At 32.3% G+C, this 2,557-nt stretch carries 1 protein-coding gene; it reads left to right on the top strand.

Going from position 1 to position 2,557, the window contains the following annotated elements; all coding sequences use genetic code 11:
- On the top strand, positions 1 to 2,511 hold a 2,511-nt coding region (locus tag AB1Z17_RS07085), incomplete at its 5' end, for an alpha/beta hydrolase-fold protein (protein WP_368051100.1).
- Between the last annotated feature and the right edge of the window lie 46 nt (positions 2,512 to 2,557).

Raw genomic sequence — 2,557 nt, 5'->3', positions numbered from 1 at the left:
GCTCAAGAAAAAACTGGAAATATTGTAGAATATTTTGGTAAAGAAAAAGTGAATAAAATTAGGGAAGGAAAATTATTACACATTTTTAAAAACGGACTTGCCTTAAAAGTTCAGGATTTCTCATTTAATTCGGCATCTTTTCCAACAGCCCCAGTTTTTGATAAATTTTTAATGAATCCTGCTGCAAGAGTTTCAGAAAATGAAGTTTTTGATATTAATTATTTAGGAAACGAGTTAAAATGGAAAGCCATTTCTACCGATGAAACCAATACATTTAATAACCAAGATTTAAGGTCTAGCTATGTCTATTTAACCTATAAATCTAACACCGAAAGAACAGTTCTTTTTGAAGCTTCCGGACATACAATGTTGTTAATAAATGGTCTCCCTCACGAAGGGGATCATTACGATTTTGGTTGGAATTTAATTCCGTTAAAACTAAAAAAAGGAATCAATGTTTTTGTTTTAAAAGTAGGCCGATTCCCACGTATTAGAGCGCGTTTAATTGAACCACAAAAACCAGTTCAATTTACTTCAAGAGATCTTACTATGCCCGATATTTTGGTAGAAGAAACCAAAGATTACAAAGGTGCAATTAGAGTGATTAACGCTTCTAATAATTGGGTGAAAAATTATACAATAACTTCAGAATTATTAGGAAATACTAAGGAATCTAAAGTAATCTCAATTCCGCCAATGAGCGTTCTTAAAGTTCCTTTTACTATTGCTTCAGTTTCAAAAGAAACAGCTTTAGAAACTGTAAATTTAAAATTGAGTCTTAACAACAATAAAAAACAATCTATTTCAAATCAAATAGTTAAGTTAGAAATTAAAACAAAACACCAACATCATAAAAAAACATTTATAAGTGCTGTTGACGGAAGTGTTCAGTATTACAGTGTTGCACCATCAACCGATAAAGATTCAGAAAAACAGGCATTATTTTTGTCTGTGCATGGTGCGTCTGTTGAAGCAGTAAATCAGGCAAATGCTTACGAGAAAAAAGATTGGGGAAATGTAGTTGCGCCAACCAACCGAAGACCGTTTGGTTTTGCCTGGGAAGATTGGGGTAGATTAGATGCATTAGAAGTTTTAGCCGATGCTAGAAATATATACCAACCAGATTCAACCAAAATTTATTTAACAGGTCATTCAATGGGTGGTCACGGAACTTGGTATTTAGGCGCTACTTATCCAGATAAATTTGCATCTATTGCGCCTTGTGCCGGATATCCAGATTTGTTATTGTACCGTGATAGTTTTTTAAAGAAAACTTTAGAATTACCGCAAGAGGAATTAACAAAAAGAGGAATAAATCCTGAGGTTGTTACCAGAATAAATACACCGTACATAGAAACTGAAGTTGAAAAATTAATGAAACGAGCGGGTACACCTAGCCGAACATTAAAATTAATTCGTAATTATTTACATTTTGGAGTATATGTCTTGCACGGTGAAAAAGACAATGTAGTACCAACATATATTGCTCGTGATATGCGAGAACGTTTAGGAACATTTCATAATGATTTTACCTATTACGAATATCCAGATGGAACACATTGGTACGGAAACCACAGTTTAGATTGGTACAAAATATTTAACTTTTTTAAAGAACGTACACTTAGAAATCCTGCTGAAATCAAAAATTTAGAGTTTTATACAGGTTCTCCTGGAGTTTCTGCAACTTCTAATTTTATTACTATTCATCAACAAAAAAAGCCTTTTGAAGTAAGTTCATTTAATTTTTCAAAAGAAGGATCATTTAAAATTGATACAGATAATGTAGAATTGCTAGAAGTTGATTTAAGTAAATTAAGTGATACTATTAACAGTATTTCTGTTGATGGAAAAGACTTTAACGTTGCCAGTAATTCTAATGTGTTTTTAACAGCTAAAGATGGTGAGTGGACAATTTCAAACTCACCTTCATTACAAGAAAAAGGACCGCATAGAAGCGGTGGTTTTAAAGATGCTTTTAGACATAATATGGTGTTTGTATATGCCACAAAAGGTTCTATAATTGAGAATGAATGGTACTACAACAAAGCAAAATTTGATGCTGAAACGTTTTGGTACAGAGCAAATGGTACTATTGAAGTTATAAAAGACACAGACTTTAATCCAAAAAAATATACAGATAGAAACGTAATTATCTACGGAAATAAAAGCAATAACGCTGCCTGGACCAAATTACTTAAAAACAGTCCTATTCAAGTAGAAAATAACTTAGTGGCAATTGGTGGTAAAAAGCTTACTGGAAAACAATGGGGAATGTATTTTACAGTTCCAAGAAGTGATAGTGATTTAGCAAGTATAGGTGTTGTTACTGCAACTGGAACAAATGGAATGAAAGCTGCGTATGCTAATAATTATTTAGTAAACGGAACAACGTTTCCAGATGTTTTATTGTTTGATAATACAGTAATTACAGTTGGAGATAAAGCTGTAAAATGTGCTGGTTTCTTCGGAAATGATTGGTCTATTGAAAAAGGAGATTTTAAATGGAATTAACTTAATTACTTTTAAACTGTTGGTTTATTAAAACTGTCATTGCGAG

The organism is Lutibacter sp. (assembly GCF_040883305.1).
GTDB lineage: Bacteria > Bacteroidota > Bacteroidia > Flavobacteriales > Flavobacteriaceae > Lutibacter.
Note: the sequence above shows the minus strand (reverse complement) of the source record. Positions and strands in the feature narration are given on the sequence as shown.